The organism is Bacillus sp. FSL K6-6540 (assembly GCF_038007545.1).
This window is the reverse complement of the sequence record NZ_JBBOXH010000001.1, coordinates 4,643,238-4,661,659: the sequence shown is the minus strand read 5'-3', so window position 1 is coordinate 4,661,659 and position 18,422 is coordinate 4,643,238. Positions and strand designations below refer to the sequence as shown.

Annotated in this window: 16 protein-coding genes; 13 read left to right on the top strand and 3 right to left on the bottom strand. The window is 51.2% G+C overall.

Annotated features, from left to right (window positions below):
• Positions 1-59 precede the first annotated feature (59 nt).
• On the top strand, positions 60-440 hold the full coding sequence (locus tag MHH82_RS20510; RefSeq protein WP_009590658.1) for a DnaJ family domain-containing protein: 381 nt from the start codon (positions 60-62) through the stop codon (positions 438-440).
• Positions 441-509: 69 nt separating this feature from the next.
• On the opposite strand, the gene gluQRS is transcribed toward MHH82_RS20510, so the two are convergent.
• Positions 510-1,487 (bottom strand): tRNA glutamyl-Q(34) synthetase GluQRS, encoded by a 978-nt coding sequence (gene gluQRS, locus MHH82_RS20505; protein ID WP_340967700.1) that lies wholly within the window; start codon positions 1,485-1,487, stop codon positions 510-512.
• Positions 1,488-1,657: 170 nt separating this feature from the next.
• Here gluQRS and hrpB point away from each other — a divergent pair, with 170 nt between their 5' ends.
• The 7 genes from hrpB to MHH82_RS20470 all read left to right on the top strand — a co-directional run bounded on the left by hrpB (position 1,658) and on the right by MHH82_RS20470 (position 10,116).
• A complete protein-coding gene (gene hrpB, locus MHH82_RS20500; protein WP_340967698.1) occupies positions 1,658-4,168 on the top strand; it encodes an ATP-dependent helicase HrpB in 2,511 nt (836 codons plus the stop codon).
• A gap of 78 nt (positions 4,169-4,246) precedes the next feature.
• Positions 4,247-4,798, top strand: a complete 552-nt coding sequence (locus tag MHH82_RS20495) for a general stress protein (protein WP_015736234.1) — start codon at positions 4,247-4,249, stop codon at positions 4,796-4,798.
• A gap of 287 nt (positions 4,799-5,085) precedes the next feature.
• A complete protein-coding gene (locus MHH82_RS20490; protein WP_015736233.1) occupies positions 5,086-6,282 on the top strand; it encodes an acyltransferase in 1,197 nt (398 codons plus the stop codon).
• A 322-nt stretch (positions 6,283-6,604) separates the two neighbouring features.
• Positions 6,605-6,964, top strand: coding sequence for a helix-turn-helix transcriptional regulator (locus MHH82_RS20485; RefSeq protein WP_009590710.1), 360 nt, complete (start codon positions 6,605-6,607; stop codon positions 6,962-6,964).
• Between the two features lie 38 nt (positions 6,965-7,002).
• On the top strand, positions 7,003-8,007 hold the full coding sequence (locus MHH82_RS20480) for a Gfo/Idh/MocA family protein (protein ID WP_015736232.1): 1,005 nt from the start codon (positions 7,003-7,005) through the stop codon (positions 8,005-8,007).
• Between the two features lie 188 nt (positions 8,008-8,195).
• Positions 8,196-9,473 (top strand): MFS transporter, encoded by a 1,278-nt coding sequence (locus MHH82_RS20475; RefSeq protein WP_036661553.1) that lies wholly within the window; start codon positions 8,196-8,198, stop codon positions 9,471-9,473.
• Between the two features lie 82 nt (positions 9,474-9,555).
• Positions 9,556-10,116: a winged helix-turn-helix domain-containing protein gene (locus MHH82_RS20470; RefSeq protein ID WP_036661653.1), complete on the top strand. Its 561-nt coding sequence runs from the start codon at positions 9,556-9,558 to the stop codon at positions 10,114-10,116.
• Between the two features lie 66 nt (positions 10,117-10,182).
• Here MHH82_RS20470 and MHH82_RS20465 read toward each other — a convergent pair whose 3' ends face one another.
• Positions 10,183-10,746, bottom strand: a complete 564-nt coding sequence (locus tag MHH82_RS20465; protein ID WP_036661551.1) for a TraR/DksA C4-type zinc finger protein — start codon at positions 10,744-10,746, stop codon at positions 10,183-10,185.
• A gap of 234 nt (positions 10,747-10,980) precedes the next feature.
• Here MHH82_RS20465 and MHH82_RS20460 point away from each other — a divergent pair, with 234 nt between their 5' ends.
• The gene (locus MHH82_RS20460) at positions 10,981-11,358 is read left to right on the top strand and encodes a DivIVA domain-containing protein (protein WP_009590687.1); all 378 of its coding nucleotides are present in this window, start codon (positions 10,981-10,983) and stop codon (positions 11,356-11,358) included.
• Between the two features lie 67 nt (positions 11,359-11,425).
• On the opposite strand, the gene MHH82_RS20455 is transcribed toward MHH82_RS20460, so the two are convergent.
• Positions 11,426-11,992, bottom strand: a complete 567-nt coding sequence (locus tag MHH82_RS20455) for a cupin domain-containing protein (RefSeq protein ID WP_340967693.1) — start codon at positions 11,990-11,992, stop codon at positions 11,426-11,428.
• Positions 11,993-12,243: 251 nt separating this feature from the next.
• On the opposite strand from MHH82_RS20455, the gene MHH82_RS20450 reads away from it, so the two are divergent.
• From MHH82_RS20450 to nagE, 4 genes are all read left to right on the top strand, one after another.
• The gene (locus MHH82_RS20450; protein WP_340967691.1) at positions 12,244-14,925 is read left to right on the top strand and encodes a CHASE3 domain-containing protein; all 2,682 of its coding nucleotides are present in this window, start codon (positions 12,244-12,246) and stop codon (positions 14,923-14,925) included.
• Positions 14,926-15,204: 279 nt separating this feature from the next.
• On the top strand, positions 15,205-16,092 hold the full coding sequence (locus MHH82_RS20445; protein ID WP_015736226.1) for a BglG family transcription antiterminator: 888 nt from the start codon (positions 15,205-15,207) through the stop codon (positions 16,090-16,092).
• Position 16,093: 1 nt separating this feature from the next.
• Complete coding sequence (locus MHH82_RS20440) at positions 16,094-16,591, top strand: PTS sugar transporter subunit IIA (RefSeq protein WP_015736225.1); 498 nt, start codon at positions 16,094-16,096, stop codon at positions 16,589-16,591.
• 354 nt (positions 16,592-16,945) lie between these two features.
• Positions 16,946-18,415, top strand: a complete 1,470-nt coding sequence (nagE, locus tag MHH82_RS20435) for an N-acetylglucosamine-specific PTS transporter subunit IIBC (protein WP_015736224.1) — start codon at positions 16,946-16,948, stop codon at positions 18,413-18,415.
• Positions 18,416-18,422: the final 7 nt, after the last annotated feature.

Below are 18,422 nucleotides of genomic sequence, written 5' to 3'. Positions count from 1 at the left end.
ATATCCCGCGGGCTGATTTATGATGAGAGGACGAAGGAACAGGAGGAGGCTGGACTTACATGAGCATCTTTTCCAGATTGGCTGAGCAGAAGATCGAGGAAGCGATCCGAAACGGAGAATTCGATAACCTGCCTCTTGCCGGCAAAAAACTCCCGATCGACGATCTTTCGCACATCCCGGAAGATTTGAGGATGTCCTACCGCATCATGAAAAACGCGGGTTACGTTCCTGAAGAAGTCACGCTTCGGAAGGAATGCGTCCAGCTCTATGATTTGCTCGGCGCTACCCGAAACGAGGGCGAGCAAGAGCAGCTCAAACGCAAGCTGAACGAAAAGCACCTTAGGCTGCAGTTGCTGCTGGAACAGCGGGGGCTAAGCGGTAACAGCGCGTTTACGCAGTATGAGTCCAAGGTCAGGGAACGATTGACCGGTAAGGAATAACATAACAGCGCCAGTCTTTCTTCTCGCCTCGAGAATGAAAGGGCTGGCGCTGATTGTTTTTCGCTAAAGTTAAAGCTCGAACAGCCGGTTTTTGACAGGATCCGTAATTTTTATGGGGAATGAAGAAACTTTCGATAAATCAAAAACAGGGATCAATTCCGCAGGAGTTACTGCTTCCGGGTGATCCAGGAGCCCGGCTGTCCATGCCAGCCAGCCAGTTAAGCGTTCCGGCCCGATGCCCTGGCCGCGCAGAAAGGAGAGGCTAAGCCCGCGGGTTCTCTTGGCCAGCCGTTTGCCCTCCGCATCCACCATGAGCGGTGTGTGCGCAAACTGCGGCGGCTGATAGGACAGCGCTTCATACAATAGCAGCTGACGAGGGGTGGAGTCCAGAAGATCAGCTCCACGGAGCACATGGGTTATGCCCATTAGCGCGTCATCCGCCACCACCGCGAGCTGATACGAAATGATATCGTCGGCTCTCCTCACGACAAAATCTCCGCCGTCGGATAGCCGGTAGCGCTGCACCCCGGCAATGCCGTCAACAAAGGAAACGATTCTGTGCGGCACCTTCATGCGCAGCGAAGGTTTCTTATGAAGCTCTTTCAGGGCAGCTTCCTCCCGGGTCAGCTCTCGGCAGGTTCCCGGATAGCGAAAGCCCTCCAATGCAATGCCATGCGGTGCGCTGGCTGCTGCCGTTATATCCGCCCGGCTGCAATAGCAGGGGTACAACATATTCAATTCCTTCAGTTTGGCGATTTCCCGTTCGTACAACGCGTGGCGAGCAGCCTGATGATACGGCCCGCAGGCTCCGCCAACGCCGGGGCCTTCATCCCAATCCAATCCGAGCCATTCCAGATCTCTCATGATCTCGTCTGCGAGCTCTTGGCGGGAACGCTGCACATCGATATCTTCGATTCGGAGTATATATTGACCGTTCATACTCCTCATTTGCAGCCATCCAAGCAAAGCGGTCAAGGCATTGCCGATATGCATCTTACCTGATGGCGTAGGGGCAAAGCGGCCGCGAAATGTGGCTTGCTGCTCCATACATTTCACCTTCCGACTAATTGAATCTTGATGTTTCCATGGGAATGATACTCATATTGTAGCGCATATGCATCGATTCTCGCCAGCCAATGGCCTACTTGACGTAAATCGGCTGTTTAATATAATTAAGGGATTATATTGATATTCGATAGGATGACGGAGAGATATCCATGACTGAACTACCGATTCACCGAGTATTACCGCAATTGAAAAAGGCTTTATCAACAGGAACTCATGCCGTGTTGATCGCTGAACCGGGTGCAGGGAAGACGACGCAAGTGCCGCTTGCTTTTCTGAATGAACCTTGGCTTGCCGGCAAACGGATCATCATGCTGGAGCCCAGAAGGATCGCGGCCCGCTCAGCGGCGGGATATATGGCGTCCTCATTGGGAGAAGCGATAGGAGAAACGATCGGGTACCGGGTCCGGATGGACAGCAAGATCGGACGGGACACCCGGATCGAGGTCGTCACGGAAGGCGTTTTGACGCGGATGCTGCAGGATGATCCGGAATTGACCGGCATCGGCATGATTATATTCGACGAATTTCATGAGCGGAATTTGCAGGCCGATGCCGGACTGGCTTTTGCGATGGAATCCCAAGCGGTGCTGCGGGAGGATTTAAGGCTGCTGGTCATGTCCGCTACCCTTGAGGCCGAGCCGGTTGCAAAGCTCCTTGGAGACGCACCGGTCATCGTCAGCGAAGGGCGTGCTTTTCCGGTAACGACTCGCTATCTGCGCTCGTTCCCACTGGATGAGATACATAAAGGTGCGGCAAACGCCATTACGCGCGCGCTCTCCGAACAGGAAGGCGACATACTCGTATTTTTGCCAGGTGCTCGTGAAATCAGGCGGACCGCGAATGAATTATTAAGAACGAGCTTAAGCGCAGAAGTCGTCATTCGTGAATTATACAGCTCGCTTTCAGCGGAGAAGCAGGATGAAGCCATAAAACGCGATGTGAACGGAAGGCGTAAAATTGTTCTGTCCACAAGCATCGCGGAGAGCAGCATTACCATTCAGGGGATCAAAACCGTCGTGGACAGCGGTTATATGCGAACAGAGGTATTCTCCCCGAGAACGGGACTGCCGCAATTGATCACGAGGCGGCTGTCCAGGGCGTCCGCCGATCAGAGAAGGGGCAGGGCAGGCCGCGTCTCGGCCGGCGTGTGTTATCGCTTGTGGAGTGAGGAAGAGCACCGCCATCTGCCGGAGAGTACCATTCCGGCGATCCGCGAATCCGATCTCGCGCCGCTGGCCTTGGAATTGGCCGTATGGGGTGCGCGTGATCCGGAGCAGCTCGCTTGGCTTGACGCGCCGCCTCGGCTGGCCTATACGCAAGGTCAAGCGTTATTGAAGCAGCTATCGGCTCTGGATGATACGGGCAGCATCACCCGGCACGGCCGTGAGATGGCGCTGCTTGGAGTTCATCCGAGGCTGGCTCACATGCTGCTGAAGGCACAGGAAATCGGCGAGGCCCCGCTAGCCATCCGAATCGCCGTTCTGCTTCAGGAGCGCGATATACTGAGCCGAAGCGAAGCGCTTCGGGACCAGGATTTGCGTTCGCGCGTGGAATGGCTTCTCTTGTTTGAACAGCATGGACAGCGATCCGCCCAGCAGGACACGGCGAACGAAGCCGTGCTGCAGCGGATGAAACAAGAGATTCGGAAGCTCCATGCCCAGCTGAATATCGAATATGCAGCTGACGGTGACTTGAACCTCTGCGGCCTGCTGCTGTCGTTTGCCTATCCGGATCGGATCGCGAAGAACAGGGGAGGTAGCGGGTTTCTCATGCGCAGCGGCAGGGGCGTGAAGTTGGCTGCGGTTCAGCCTATGAGCCGTGCCCGGTACATTGTGGCCGCAGCCGTAGATGATCAAGGTGCAGACGGGAATATCCAGCTAGCTTCCGAAATGGATGAAGTCTGGCTTGAGCAGTATTATCTTGACGAGATGGAACAGCAGAAAGAAGTCGCATGGGATACAGCTTCCGGCAGCATCAGGGCCAGGCAGAAGCTGATGCTGGGAGCCATCGTTGTCAAGGAACAAGCCTATCCCAATCCGACAGGGGAGGAAATAGCGCGCGCCTTGCTGCAAGGGATCAGGCAGGAGGGCCTTGGCTTATTTCAGTGGAGCAAGGCGGCCATGCAGCTGAGAGAACGGATGGCCTTTATGTTCCGGCACGAAGCCGAAGGGGACTGGCCGGATGTATCGGACGAAGGATTGCTGGATCGTGCGGAAGCGTGGCTGCTTCCTTATTTGGACGGGCTGCGGAATCGTAATGATATCAGGCGACTGGCACCCGGAACGCTCTTGGAGCATATGCTCAGCTGGGAGCAGAAGCAGCAGCTTCAGAATGAAGCGCCGACGCATATCAAGGTGCCGAGCGGGTCGCAGATCCCGATCAACTACAGCAACCCTGAACAGCCGTTTCTGGCCGTTCGTCTGCAGGAGATGTTCGGGATGCGGGACACGCCGCGGATTGCCGGCGGGCGCGTTGCGCTGACCTTACATTTGTTGTCGCCTGCGCAGAGACCGGTCCAGGTTACCTCCGATCTGTCGAGCTTTTGGGCAAACGGGTATTACGAGGTGAAAAAGGATCTAAAGGGTAGATATCCTAAGCATTATTGGCCTGATGATCCGCTGGAGGCGGTCGCAACAAATCGGACCAGACCCAAGGCATAACAAGGCAGCGCCACGTTTAATTTCCCCTCCCGTCGGGTAATGTTAAATATGAACGACCACCGATGAGGAGGGTTTATCATGGAGAAGAAAGTTGTTGGGGTATTTCGTTCGGAACAGGAGGCCGCTCAAGCTATAGAGCAGCTGCAGCGGCACGGAATTCCGAACGATGCCATTTCCATTATAGCGAAGGACAAACGCGAGGCGGACATGATAGCCGAGCAGACGGGAACGATGGCTCCCGAAGGAGTAGCTGCGGGTGCAGCAACAGGCGGCATACTTGGAGGCACGGCAGGATTGCTGGCTGGACTGGGAGCCCTCGCCATTCCCGGCATCGGCCCGATTCTTGCGGCCGGACCGATAGCAGCGACGCTTACGGGCGCAGCAGTCGGTGCGGGAGCCGGCGGGCTGGTCGGAGGTTTTATCGGCCTTGGCATCCCGGAAGATGAGGCGAAGGAATATGAGTCCTATGTCGAGCAGGGACGGATTCTCGTCATGGTTGACGCCGATCAAGAGAATACCGGCATTTACGATATATTCCGCGATTACGATTACAGAAACGAGGGGCGATACGGTGCGGCTGATCCAGACCGGGACGACACATTGCCGCCTCGAGGAACTACGCTGCTGTAAAGGCGCGTGAACCGGTTCCGATTCGGAACCGGTTTTTTTGTGGTCAGTAAGTAACACTTCCTCATTTGTGCCTTGTAGATATTCGTTTAGAAACGAGGTCGCTACCCGCGGTAAGTCTTCCGTGAACGCACGCCGATAGAAGTTTTCAATATATACATAATCATACGGATGAATGCTAGGTTATGGAGTCAGCCGTCATGCCCAGTAAATAATTGGATTAGCCCGTCAAGGGAGAAGTCCCTTACAATGAGGTTGATTATACGAAGCCAGCATGAAGGGGGAGCAGTATGTCCAAACAAAGAATTCCGGAAATCGAGCGCCTCCGAGGAATGGCCTTCCTGGCTGTGGTTTTGCAGCACTCCATCGCGCATTATTCGGTAGCGCCGGGGATGACGGCAAACGATGGCCTGATGATGGGCTTCCTCCTGATGGCGACGAAATTCGCTGTGCCCGTCTTTATTTTTATTACCGGCATGGTGCTGTTTTATAATGATAAAGGCCGTTTACAATACGGCAGGTTCATCAAAAGACGATTCGGCGACATTTATGTTCCTTTTGCCTTATGGACCCTGATCACGTTATTAATCAATCATAAGTTTAATCCCGCATTGATCGGGGACTGGAAATTTCTTGGGGAAGTATGGTTAACCGGAAAAGCCAGCTCGCATTTTTGGTATATTATTATGCTGTTCCAATTTTATTTGCTGTATCCACTCTTCAGATCCGCCATACTGGGAATCAAGGAACGATGCGGCATACGGACGCAGCTTACGATACTGGTTCTTTCCGGGCTTCTGTACGTGGGATTAACGGGAGTGATCAACGATATCGGACACTGGATGGGAAGTTTGAGCATACCGGTGTGGAGCGAGCTGTTCACAACCTATGCGGATCGGAATGCACTTTATTATTTCTTCTATTTTGCGCTTGGGGCAGCAGCCGGCTTATATCATGCCTCTTGGATAAAATGGCTGGAGAAGGCCCGGCCGGCCATATGGCTGGTCTTTGCATTTACGTTCGGCTGGATGCTCATGCAGGCCGTGAATGAAATCCGTTCAGCGGAGAATGGAGCGATCACGTTCTATTCCTTGTCGCTGCTGCGGCCGATGATGGCGCTTTTCCTGATTAGCTCCATCATGGTCATGTACGATACGGCCGGCTGGATTACCCGCCATGCCGGAGCGCGGACGAATGCGCTCCTAACCTCCATTGGAGTCTATTCGTACGGTGCTTACTTGATGCATTTATTAACGCTCCGGATAAGCTACGCAGTCGATGAGTATCTGCTGATCGGCATGCCATCTCTGGTGAGGATCCTTTCTTCATGGATCATCAGCGTGGCGATAGCGTACGCCGCAACGCGCCTGCTTGCAAAGCTGCCGTTCGGAAAATGGCTCGTCGGCATCGCGGGTGCACGGAACCCTCGCTCTATTCGGCCATACGGCAAATCGCATCCATCCGCCGGGACAACCACCGGCATGTGAAAATAAAATGAAGCCCACCCTTTAGGGTGGGCTTTTTCGTGGGCTCGCGCCATCGTTCCTAAGACCCAAACGAACCAAACGACCGAACCAACAACAGTTGAAAAACTAAACATTATACAATTGCAACATATGAAAAATTCATAATAGAAAAAACATGCGCATCCCTGCCTCATTCCCATGCGACCATCACCTGCCAACGTTTCAATCCACGCCTTCTTGGTTTAAAAAGAGAAGGATGCTTCCTATTGTGCAAACTGGGAAACTGTGGGTTATAATAAGGTATATTATGGGACAAGTAGCTCGTGAAGGAGGAGGCGTCCGAATGGCATTTATGATCGCGCAGCGCGCTTTTATCAAAGTATATCTTATTACCATGGTGGAGCAGCAGCGCGGATATGGATATCAGATGCTCGAAGAACTTCGGCAGGAATTCAAGAGCCATGGATATTCGCCGCCGCAAAGCGAAATCTATCGTGCGCTGCATGAATTGGTGCAGGAGGGGGTTCTATACCGTACCAAACAGCTGAAAGGAAACGATCCGCGGGTCGATTTCCAGGAAATCGTACTTTATCATTTTACTGACGAAGGTGCCGAGAAGGCCAAACTCTATAAAAAACAGGTTAAGACCGATTTGGATCGATGCTTGGGGATCCTTCATAAAGCCGTAAACGACAATTATTAAAAATCGATCCGGAATGCAGCCAAAGGAGGAATGACCTCGTGAGCAAGAAACTGCGCTTTGGGATTATGAGTACCGCTCGAATTGCAAGAAATTCAATGATACCCGGCATATTGAAATCGGAACGCTGTGAGGTTGGGGCCGTCGCAAGCCGCAATGCCGATAAAGCCAGGGAGCTCGCGGAACGATACCATATTAAAACATACTATGGTTCTTACGATGAGCTTCTGGCGGATCCCGACATTGATGCGGTGTATATTCCGTTGCCGAATCACCTGCATAAACCTTGGACCATCAAAGCCGCTGAGGCCGGAAAGCATGTCCTGTGCGAGAAACCGGCGGCCCTGACGGAAACGGATGTCCGTGAGATGGCAGAGGCAGCCAAAGCACACAACGTGCTGTTCGCCGAAGCCTTCATGTACCGCTACCATCCGAAGCACGCGCGCGTCCGCGAAATCATCGAAAGCGGCGAAATCGGCCATCTTCGCGGAATACACGGGTCGTTCACCTTCAACAATGCGGAGGATAAAAGCAATGTCCGCTACAGCAAGGACATGGGCGGAGGTTCGATCTACGACGTGGGATGTTATCCCATCTCGGCGGCGAGAATGATATACGGACAGGAGCCTAAAGCCGTGACGGCCCACGCTTTTTTCTCCGAGGAGCATGACGGCGTGGACATGATGGTCCATGGAATGATGGAATTTGACAATGGACTGGGCCTGACATTTGACTGCGGCATGTGGACCTACTCCAGATGCTCGTTAGAGATTGCGGGAACCGACGGCAGGATCGAGCTGCCCTCCGCCTTCGGCTGGGAGAGAATGGAGGATATGGCCCAGATATTCGTTCATACGGCCAAGGGAACCCGCGAGGAGAAAGTGGGGATTTACAACCATTTTGCCCTGCAAGCGGACGCCATGGCTGCTGCCGTGATGGATGGCGCACCATTGCCATACGGTCCGGAAGATGCCATCAGCAATATCAGAGCCATCGAAGCATGCCTTCAAGCTGCGAGATCTTCGTCGCGGGTGGAAATTAAATAAAGCTGCGCTATCAAATATTAACCCTATACCTTAAATCGCCAACATGGCGATTTATTTTTTTTGCCTATTGCATTCCTCTTCAAAATCATTAAAATAAACTTAACGTTAAAAAATATTTAACGTAATCATAATTTTAACGAATAAAAAAGTTTAATGAAACCATTTCATAACGAAGAGGAGAAAGTAACATGCAAAATGCCGCCGTTTTGGAAAAACAAGGCTTTGGCCAACTGTTGAAAATCCGCCCGTACCTGATTTATTTATCTGCTCAAGCCATTACCCGATTAGGGGATTCCTTGGACTCCATCGCTTACAGCTGGATGGTTTATATGCTCACAGGCTCAGAGCTGTTAATGGGGACCTTGTTCGCTTTTAACTTTCTGCCGGGATTGCTTTTCAGTTTGTTTACGGGAACCTTTGTAGACCGCTGGCCTAAGAAAAGAGTCCTCGCCTTAACCTACCTCAGCCGCGGCATCGTGGTGTCTCTGACGGCCTTTCTGTATGCGATCGGTTCTCTTCAAGTCTGGCATCTGTTTGTTTTCACGTTCCTGAATTCAACGCTCGAATGTTTCTCCAGACCCGCCGAAACCTCCATCGTTCCCCGGCTGCTCCCCAAGGAACAGCTGCTCGCGGGCAATTCTTTCTCCACATCCGTTAGCCGCAGCGCCGAATTAATCGGTCTGTCCATTGCCGGAGCCCTGATCGCCTTGATCGGAATCTCGGGAACGATCCTGATCGATGCCGTGACGTTTCTAATTGCCGCGGTTATTATTGCATTCATGCCGAATCCGGAAGCGGCCGAACAGGCCGAAGACAAGTCCGATTTCCCTGGTCCGGTGCCTGAGAAGAACAGAACGGTGCTCGGCGACATCAAAGAGGCGCTTCTGTTTGTGAAGCAGCATTCGCTGCTTCTCATCACGACGGTTCTGGCGATGATCAATAATTTCTGCTTGGCACCGTTGAACGTGCTGCAGCCGGTCTACGTCAAGGAGACATTGGGTGCCGGAGCGGGAGGTCTGAGCGTAATGGGAACGGCTCTTCTGATCGGTATGATTTGCAGCGGGCTATGGATTGGTCGCTACGGCAAGAGTTTCAAAAAGAGTACCTTGATCATGTCAGGATCGATCATGCTCGGGATCGGATATTTTGCATTAGGGATTCCAGGACATCTCCCGGCGTGGCGCGTGGAGTCCGCGGCGGTCTGCATGTTCGTTGCCGGTTTTGCCGTCTCCATGCTGAATGCCCCGATCTCGACGTATCTGATGGAAGTAACGCCGCGGCATATGCTGGGCAGAATTGGCGCACTGATGACGGTATTGTGCACGGCTGCAATTCCTGTCGGAAGCCTGATAACGGGAGTCGTGGCAGAATATCAATCCCCTCCCGTGCTCTTCTCGTTGATGGGATTTGTCATGCTGGTGCCCGTGCTGTTCCTGATTCGAAAGAAGAGTTTCCGTGCCATCTGAACCCATCGCTGTTTTTGTAATTTCGACATTCTCGGCCTATAATGAAAAGGTGAAAATTAAACGTGAAGCTGAGGTGTACGGTGTGGAAACGAAGGAATTGACTACACTGGAAGAGATCAAAATATATTCAGATCCATATCGGCTCCAGATTTTGAATGAATTAAACAAGATGGATCGTCCGGCAACCGTAAAGGAGGTCGCGGACAAGATCGGGGATGTGCCTGCGAAGGTTCATTATCATATGAAGAAGCTGGAGCGGATCGGCCTGGTCAAGATCGTATCGACGAAAGAGATCAACGGAATTATCGCTAAATATTACGAGCCTTTTGTCGGTACGGTAAAGATCAAGCGTGGGGCGGATTCCGACGAGCCGGTCATCAAGGAATTGATTCGGACCGAAACGAACAAATTATTATCCGAGCTGTTCGACCAGAATCGAGACCGTTTCTTTAAAAATATGAGCCAGGATGGCGAAGCGACGTCCATGTTGACCAATACCACCTTGTATATGAGCAAAGATGAAGCGCGCGAGTTATTTGTTGAGCTGGATAAAATGCTGACCCCTTATAAAAAGAAGCGCGGGGAAGAGTTTGACGAATACGAGTTTTTTGCTTCCAATGTTCGGAACCATAAAGAATCTTGATTACGCAAAAAAAGCTGGTACCCGAACGTCAGGTACCAGCTTTCCCTTCTAATTTGCCAAATCAATTCATACATTCTTCTTATAATCGTCTTGTCCTGGTTTAATGGACATGCCGGGCGATGTGGAGGTTCCGTAATCTTCCACGGCATCCCAGGCGCCGGCGTCATCAAATTTACCGTCGGCTGCTTGGCGGTTGACGCCGGCGCCTGATGGGGGCGGGGTCATGACATCCTCTTCAACCGGACGGTTGTCGTTGATGTCTTTTCGCGGAGTATGCTCGAGGCAATAGGCCGTATAAGGCAAAGCTTCCAGCCGTTCATACGGAATTTCCCGTCCGCATTCGGCGCAGGTTCCGTATTCGCCTTGGTCCATACGCTGCAGGGCAGCATCAATCTGCTCCAATTCACGCTCGAGCGTCTCCTGAATGGCCGAATCCCGACCGCGTTCGAAAACTTCGGTGCCCACGTCAGCGGGATGGTTGTCGGCAGCGCTCAGCTCTCCCGTGGAGTCTCTCAGGGAAAGATCCTTGTTGGTGTCTTCCCGGGACTCCAATTGATTTTCCAACCGTTCTTTATCACTGAGCAACCGTTGTCTTAGTTCACTGTATTGTTGTTTTGTCATGCTGGTCATAGGAATAGTCGCTCCTCTCTGGGTTATGTGCACAATAGAACTTCTTATGTAAATTCAATACCCGAAATGGATTGGTAACAATCACATGAAGCATGGGAATGATGGCCTGCCGTTTTTGGAACATTCTCCAAAAAAGCCCCGGAGTGTTTTAATCACGGTGCTTAATATGATATAAACAATGATAGAGAGAAGGCTAAGAAGAAGGGCTGCACCAATATCTGGAGGTAAATCATTATGGATGAACACATGAAACGCCGATTGGATAAACAGAAAAAGCTTTTTCGTCAGCTAGGCATTCAACTGGACGCTTTGTCTATCCATGAAAAGAATTTTTCGAATAAACTGAGGGGTTACGATCAGGAGGAAGTGGATTCCTTTCTGGACGAAGTGATTCAAGATTATGAGCGGTTCTATGCCACCATCTCCGATCTGATGGATAAATGGCAGGAGCAGCAGATCACCATTCGCGATCTGAGGGCTGGCGTTAAGCCAGAAGCTGAGCGTCCGGCACTGAATCCCGAAGAGATCGAAGAGACGGTGGCGAAACTGGAAGCCGACTTGCGGCTTCTGAAGAAACAGATACGCCCTGAACAAAGATTCTATATTGATTAATGCCATACGATGCGAGCGAAATCATTACATAAGAAGTGTCCCAGCAACAAGAACCACACGTGGCCGATCACCGGCTGCGTGTGGTTTTGTTGTTTAGGTGCCCGGCTTTGAGCCATGGCGGCCCCGGCACGGGCTTCTCCGGAGTCTCGCTCTCGATCCTGTTTTGCAGCGGGACGGGCGTAAGGAGTGTCTTCGAGTAAAGCTGCTTGTTCAGGTCGTTACCTTCATAGGTATCTTCTTCGTAAATCGAATATGGCCATAACGGTGCAAAATCGATTTGGTGCGGATGCCCGGTCCGATAGATCAAGAGCAGGATTGTCCCGGGGGATAGCGATGTAATCCAGTGACACCAACCGATCGGGGCATGTACCACCTGACCGGGTACGGCTTGAAACACGAGATTCCGGTGACTTTCCGGATCCACCAGGGAATAACTGATGTCTCCTTGAATGATGTAACACAATTCATCGGTATCCGGATGGCCGTGAGGCGGGAGGCCCTCACCGCGGCCGAGATGGATTTCCGACATGAACATGCCCTGCAGAAGGGGCAGCTCCAGGGACGACACGTTCGCTGCTCCTCGACCGGCAGTACGTACAGCCTGTTTCCTGGAATGATATACATGCCTTGTCAACGCAGTGTCTCCGCAAACGCTGTGACGTTCCTCATATGAGCGGTCCTCCTTTTTTAAGCTGGAATATATTAAAAATGTGACAAGCACGTCCCCTAACAATATATGCCCAAACGTTTATAAATCTGACTGCCTACGACTAAAGAATCATTGAATGTCATGAAAACTGGTTTTGCTTGTAAACCATTTTCATAACAATTACTATGAGAATATGAGCAGACTTATACTGATCGATAACAAGGGAGGTTAGCCGTATGTCTAACAACCTGAAATTCAACATCCGCAGCAAGATTGTCATCGGCTATTTATTGATATTAATGTGTCTTGGAGCTTTTCTCTGGATTGTCTCCGACCGTATCTCTTCCCTGCAGCAAGAAGCGGATTTTATAGAGAAACATGATATCGAAGTACATAATCTCACGCATGAAATCGAGAAGAATATGCTGGAGATGGAAACCGGCCAGAGAGGGTACGTCATTACGGGCGATGAAACCTACCTGGAGCCGTTCAACCAAGCGCTGTCGTCCTGGCAGATCAATTATAACAAGCTGTACAAGCTTGTGAGCGATAACTCGGAGCAAGCCAATCATCTGGAAAATATTAAGGAGAATATCAAAGAGTGGATTACCAACGCCGGACAGCCTGCGGTTCAACTCATGCAGCTGGGACAGGATGAAGAGGCCCTTCATTTCTTTATTAACGATCCCGGAAAGCAAGCGATGAATTCGATTCATGAGCTGTTCCTCTCCTTTCGAAGCAAGGAACGTGAACTGACAACCAGCAGAATCGAAGAAATGAAAGAAAGCAATGCCCGTTTATTGTACACGATGTACCTGTTATGGGCCGGTGCGGCACTGATCACCATATGTGCGGCTTGGGTCATTTCGAAAAGCATCGTAAAGCCGATCAACCAAGTGACCAACGTCATCTCCGATATTGTAAATGGAGGGAACATCTCCCAACGCATCCATGTACATTCCAATGACGAGGTCCGCCAGTTGGCGGATACAACCAACGAACTGCTCGCACAGGTTGGCAGGCAGAACTGGGCCAAGGACCATGTTTCGGTCATGTCGACGATTCTTCAATCGTCCGATCGCGTGGAGACGGCCGTGCAATTTTTCATCCATAAGCTCGCTTTGATCATGAAGCTTCCGTACGGGGCGGTGTTTATTACCCGGTCAGGATCGGAACTGGTTAAGGCTGCTGCTTTTGCCGACCCGGACGGCGAGCCTTGGAACAAGGTTCGGGATCGTTTCCTGCCGGGCGAAGGTTTGGTGGGGCAGTGCATGCTGGAGCAGCGTATGATCATACTGGACGATATACCGCCCAACTATGTTCGGATTGAATCGGGACTCGGCGATGCCGAGCCTTCGACGCTGCTGCTGGCACCCGTGATGTTCGAGGGACAAGTTCTCGGCGTGATCGAGTTGGCCAAATTCCAACCCTTCGATGAGCTGGAGATTCAGCTGATCGAACAGTTGAATTTTCAGCTTGGAGTGACCATGAATTCGATTCAAAGCAAAATGGAAATCCAGCAGCTGTATCATGAATCACAAACGCTGAACGAGGAACTGCAGAGCCAGACCGAAGAGCTGCAAGCGCAGACCGAGGAGCTTCAAACGCACTCCGTGGAAATGCATCTGCTGAATGAACGGTTGGGAGCCCAGAAGGAAGCGGCTTTAATCGCAGCCAGCGAGTTGGAAAAATACGCGAAGGAGCTGGAGAAGAGCTCTAAATATAAATCGCAGTTCCTGGCCAATATGTCCCATGAGCTGCGGACGCCGCTGAACAGCATGCTCATTCTCTCCCAGATTTTGGCGGAGAATAAGCAGGGGAATTTGACAGAGGAAGAACAACATTATGCTACCGTCATTCATAATTCAGGCAGTGAATTGTTGAATTTGATCAATGATATCCTGGATCTGTCCAAGGTCGAGGCAGGTAAGATGCAGATCGAAATGGACTTGGTGAACTTGACGGAGCTGCCGGAGCTGATGGAAGGATACTTCTCCAAAAGCGCGGAATCCAAAAATCTGGAATTTGATATCGAGATGGCGGATGACCTGCCCGACATGATGTACAGCGATGGGATGCGCCTTCATCAAATTCTGCGCAACCTGCTCTCCAATGCGATTAAGTTTACGGAGAGCGGCAGCGTGAAGCTGAAGGTAAAGAAAATGACTTCGATTGTCACTTCGGATTTCATTATCAGCGGCGACGTCATTGCTTTTTCCGTTGAGGATACCGGCATCGGGATTGCGGCAGAGCATCTACAGCCGATCTTCGAAGCATTCCAGCAAGGCGAAGAAACCACCGCCAGAAAATTCGGAGGCACGGGTCTCGGCTTATCCATATCGCTGCATTTAGCCAAACTGCTTGGCGGGTATATAACCGTGGAGAGCGAAGAAGGAATCGGCAGCACCTTTATATTATATTTGCCGCTCGTTACGGAGGGCGGTGCAGTCGACAGCCTGTTTATGCTGCCCGAAGTGGCTGCCACGGCAAGCGACAACAGCTTGAGCGATATCCGGATGGAAGAGTACGAACAGGAGGAGCTTAGCCGGTTGGAGAACAAAACCGTATTGATTGTCGATGATGATATACGGAATGTTTACGCATTGACCAATGCGCTGGAGAAACTCCAGTTGACCGTGCACACAGCCCAGAACGGCTTCGAGTGCTTGGAGCTGTTAAGCAAACATTCATCCATCGATGCGGTATTGCTGGATACGGTCATGCCTGAAATGGACGGCGTCGAAACGATGAAGCGGATTCGGGAGAACCCGGAGTGGAGCGATCTGCCACTGATCGTCATGAGCTCGAATGCGATGAGGGATTCGGATCAATTCCTTGGAGAAGGTGCGAACGGCTATCTTCACAAGCCGCTCCAACTCCGCGAAGTCATCCTTACCCTTCAGAAATGGATAGGGTAATAAGCGATCAAGTCAAGTCCGGGATATGACGGCGCTAATGTGCTGTTCCTTGCAAGGGCATGTCGTAAGTTGACGAAAGCAAGCGGGTTGTTTTATGATGGAATCATAGTAGAAACATAAAACGGCGTGTTACCTGAAGCAGGGCATGAGCCAAGAAGAGACATCTTTTTAAAGGGGGTCTTTTCTTGGCTTTTTCAATGTTCATGCGGTAGGAGTATTTCTCCGCAAATGAATCCTATGGCGGAACACTGTTTAAACTTAAAGGAAAGGGGGAAGTTAATGAGCGGGATTGAGTTGTTTACAGTCGTTCGTGTTATTGGTAACAATGTCGTGATGGTTACTGGCGGCAAAAAAGAATCGGAATATGTCATCTTAGGCAAAGGCATTGGCTTCGGCGCAAAAATAGGCGGTACGATCGCTTCGGACGATAAGCGGATTGAAAAGCTGTTCAGGCTGGAGGATCGGGAGCAGTGGAGCCAAGCTCACCATCTGCTGGAAGAATTTGATCCGCAGGTGATGGAGATTACGGATCAGATACTGAATCTCATCGGACAGGAATTTCCGGGCACATTAAATGATAAGGTATACCTGGCGCTTCCAAGCCATATCCAGTTTACGATCTACAGAATCCGCAAAGGCATGGATATTATCAATCCTTTCCTTGAAGAAACCCGGATCAGCTTCCCAAAAGAATATGATATCGCAGCCAAGGCAGCGGAATTGATCGGCAAGACCTTCGATATAGAGGTTCCCGAGGATGAGATTGGCTTCTTGACCTACCATGTGTATTCGGCCGTCAGTCATGTACCCGTTGGCCATCTGGTCAAGGCATCCAACGTGGTGGGAAGCCTGGTGAAGTATATTGAAGAGGAGCGGCAGGTCGCCTTTGACCGGGGAAGCATGGATTATGTTCGTCTGCTCATGCATTTAAGGTTCTCGGTAGACCGCATTCTGAATCAGGAAATCCATGTCGATAATCCGTTCGCGGAACAGATCCGCTCCAAGTTCACGCAGGAATACGGATTGGCAACACGTCTCTCAGGCATGATGGAGAAAGAACTTGGCAAGAAAGTGCCCGAAGCGGAGGTCTGCTTTCTAGCTATGCATTTATACCGGCTCTTCACAGGCCGACTACAGCAAAAGAATCAACCCAGGGAGGAATCTTAACATGTTCGATCGTTGGAAAAAGAAAAAAACAGCTACTGTCATTCAACTAACAGCCCCATTGTCGGGTAAAGCCGTGCCTTTATCGCAAGTGCCCGATGAGGCGTTTGCTGCCGGGCACATGGGCCAAGGCATCGCCATCGAGCCTTCCGAGGGCAAATTAATCGCGCCTTTTGACGGGACCGTTGCGCATGTCATCAAGTCCAAGCATGCCGTCATGCTCGAGGATCCCGCAACCGGCCTGCAGTATTTGTTCCATATCGGGATTAACACGGTCGGTTTGAAGGGTGAAGGCTTTACAAGCCATGTTCAAGCCGGTGACCAGGTGAAGTCGGGTCAGACGCTCATCGAATTCGACATGGCTGCGATCCGGGCCGCCGGTTATCCGACGATTACGCCGATTATCGTAACCAATGCGGATGAAGTGGCTTCCAAGGTGGACGGTCAGACCGGTGACGTCGTGTCCGGCCAAAATCCTGTTTTGACCATCGATTTGAAATAGTTTTCATTCGATAAGGAAATAAATATTGGTTATTGACAAAACGGGAAGACGTGAATTAAGATAACAACATCAAATGAATACGTTTAAGGCGTGTTACCATAAACATGGGCATGAGCCAAGAAGAAACGGACTATTTAATGCATAGTCGCCGTTCTTCTTGGCTTTTTTTGTTGACTTCGAATGATGATGGTATCCATGCCGCCTTAAAATGATGAATACAAGAGCCCGCAAGGAGGAGGATTTTCTGAGGTATTTCTGTTCCGGAGTGAATGGGAAGAAATGGTTATTATATCGACGCATTATGTAAACGGTTTCAGCAAAAGCTAAATTATTGAAGTTGAAAGGATGATTGACATGCTGGCTAAATTGCAAAAGCTGGGTAAGTCCCTTATGCTGCCGGTGGCCACATTGCCTGCGGCAGGTATCTTGCAGGGGCTTGGATTGATCGACTATCAAAAAGACATACCATTGGGAGCTCTCGGAGCTTTTCTGAATCAATATGTAACTCCGTTCATGACTTCCGGCGCCCTTGCCATTCTGGATAATCTGCCGATTATTTTTGCGATCGGCGTTGCGATCGGATTCGCCGGGGATGCCGTTGCGGGTCTCTCCGCTCTTATCGGGTACATGGTGCTTACAAGAGTGCTGGCGCAAGTGCCGCTGCAAATGCCGTTTATACCGGATGACGTAAAGCTGAATATGGGCGTTCTTGGCGGTTTCTTTGTCGGTCTATGGTCCGCCTACCTGTATAATAAATTCCACAACATTAAGATGCCGGATTGGTTGGGCTTCTTTGCGGGTAAACGCTTCGTACCGATCATCACGGCAGCCTCCACGATGGTGCTGGCAGTGCTGATCGGCATGATTTGGAGCCCGATCCAGGATGGCATTTCCGCCTTCGGCAACTGGGTTGTCGGTCTGGGAGGCATCGGTTCGTTCATCTTCGGTACGGCTAACCGCTTGCTGATCCCTCTGGGTCTGCATCACGTATTAAACTCCATCGCCTGGTTCCAGATCGGCGATTACACGAATGCCGCGGGCGAAGTCGTTCACGGCGACCTGTGGCGTTTCTTTGCGGGAGACCCGACGGCAGGCATGTTCATGTCCGGTTTCTTCCCGATCATGATGTTTGCGATGCCGGCTGCGGCGCTGGCCTTTATGCATACCGCCAAGCCGTCCAAACGCAAGCTCGTCGGCTCCATCTTTATCGGTTCGGCAGTGGCGTCGTTCCTGACGGGGATCACCGAACCGCTTGAATTCGCGTTCATGTTCATTGCTCCGGTACTGTATGTAGTTCATGCGATTTTGACAGGTCTTTCCGGATTGATCATGTATGTCCTGGATGTGCATTTGGGCTTCTCGTTCTCGGCGGGCCTGATCGACTACCTGGTGAATCTGAAGCTGTCTACCAATGCTTGGCTGCTCCTGCCGGTCGGCTTGGCTTTCGGAGTCGTTTACTATCTGCTGTTCAGAATCCTCATTGTGAAGCTGAACTTGAAAACGCCTGGACGCGAGGATGACGACGACATGGATCCGATTTCTGACGATGGCGATACAGTTGCCCCGGCTCCATCCGGAGCGGCATCCAATGAATCCAAAGCGGCCAAGGTTCTGCAAAACATCGGCGGCGCGGATAATATTACCAGCATCGATGCTTGTATCACGCGTCTGCGCCTCGTCGTTAAAGACGAGAAGGCCGTTAAGGATTCGGAGTTGAAAAAATTAGGCGCATCGGGCGTCATGCGTCTGGGTCAAGGTGCGGTCCAGGTCGTATTCGGACCGCAGGCCGAATCCATTAAAGACGAAATCAAAAAAATGATGTAAATGTGGC

Excerpts from the sequence above, each read along its gene's own strand:
- MHH82_RS20510 (WP_009590658.1), top strand. The coding sequence starts at position 60 with ATGAGCATCTTTTCCAGATTGGCTGAGCAGAAGATCGAGGAAGCGATC.
- gluQRS (WP_340967700.1), bottom strand. The coding sequence starts at position 1,487 with ATGGAGCAGCAAGCCACATTTCGCGGCCGCTTTGCCCCTACGCCATCA.
- hrpB (WP_340967698.1), top strand. The coding sequence starts at position 1,658 with ATGACTGAACTACCGATTCACCGAGTATTACCGCAATTGAAAAAGGCT.
- MHH82_RS20495 (WP_015736234.1), top strand. The coding sequence starts at position 4,247 with ATGGAGAAGAAAGTTGTTGGGGTATTTCGTTCGGAACAGGAGGCCGCT.
- MHH82_RS20490 (WP_015736233.1), top strand. The coding sequence starts at position 5,086 with ATGTCCAAACAAAGAATTCCGGAAATCGAGCGCCTCCGAGGAATGGCC.
- MHH82_RS20485 (WP_009590710.1), top strand. The coding sequence starts at position 6,605 with ATGGCATTTATGATCGCGCAGCGCGCTTTTATCAAAGTATATCTTATT.
- MHH82_RS20475 (WP_036661553.1), top strand. The coding sequence starts at position 8,196 with ATGCAAAATGCCGCCGTTTTGGAAAAACAAGGCTTTGGCCAACTGTTG.
- MHH82_RS20465 (WP_036661551.1), bottom strand. The coding sequence starts at position 10,746 with ATGACCAGCATGACAAAACAACAATACAGTGAACTAAGACAACGGTTG.
- MHH82_RS20460 (WP_009590687.1), top strand. The coding sequence starts at position 10,981 with ATGGATGAACACATGAAACGCCGATTGGATAAACAGAAAAAGCTTTTT.
- MHH82_RS20450 (WP_340967691.1), top strand. The coding sequence starts at position 12,244 with ATGTCTAACAACCTGAAATTCAACATCCGCAGCAAGATTGTCATCGGC.
- MHH82_RS20445 (WP_015736226.1), top strand. The coding sequence starts at position 15,205 with ATGAGCGGGATTGAGTTGTTTACAGTCGTTCGTGTTATTGGTAACAAT.
- MHH82_RS20440 (WP_015736225.1), top strand. The coding sequence starts at position 16,094 with ATGTTCGATCGTTGGAAAAAGAAAAAAACAGCTACTGTCATTCAACTA.
- nagE (WP_015736224.1), top strand. The coding sequence starts at position 16,946 with ATGCTGGCTAAATTGCAAAAGCTGGGTAAGTCCCTTATGCTGCCGGTG.